We start from the raw sequence: 514 nt of genomic DNA on the forward strand, positions 1-514 counted from the left end.
CGGATGCCCTGTGGCTGCTGGGCCGTGCGGCCGATGGCTCGATGCGTGACGCCATGAGCCTTACCGACCAGGCCATCGCCTTTGGCGAAGGCAAGGTGCTGGCCGCGGATGTGCGGGCCATGCTTGGTAGCCTTGATCATGGCCAGGTCTATGGCGTGTTGCAGGCGTTGCTCGAAGGCGATGCCCGGGCATTGCTGGAGGCCGTGCGCAACCTGGCCGAGCAGGGCCCGGACTGGGCTGGGGTGCTGGCCGAAATGCTTAACGTGCTGCACCGTGTGGCTATTGCCCAGGCGCTGCCTGAAGCGGTGGACAACGGCCAGGGCGACCGTGAGCGGGTGCTGGCGCTGGCTTCGGCCTTGCCGGCCGAAGACGTGCAGTTCTATTACCAGATGGGCCTGATCGGTCGCCGAGACCTGCCGTTGGCGCCAGACCGGCGTGGTGGCTTCGAGATGGTCCTGCTGCGCATGCTGGCGTTCCGCCCGGCCGATACTGACGATGCGCCGAAACCGGTGCT

At 66.9% G+C, this 514-nt stretch carries 1 pseudogene; it reads left to right on the top strand.

What is annotated here, in order from left to right:
- Positions 1-41: 41 nt before the first annotated feature.
- Positions 42-514, top strand: a pseudogene (locus tag EOE48_RS28605) (hypothetical protein); the annotation flags it as partial.

It is taken from the genome of Methylobacterium oryzihabitans, from assembly GCF_004004555.2.
Classification (GTDB): Bacteria; Pseudomonadota; Alphaproteobacteria; order Rhizobiales; family Beijerinckiaceae; genus Methylobacterium; species Methylobacterium oryzihabitans.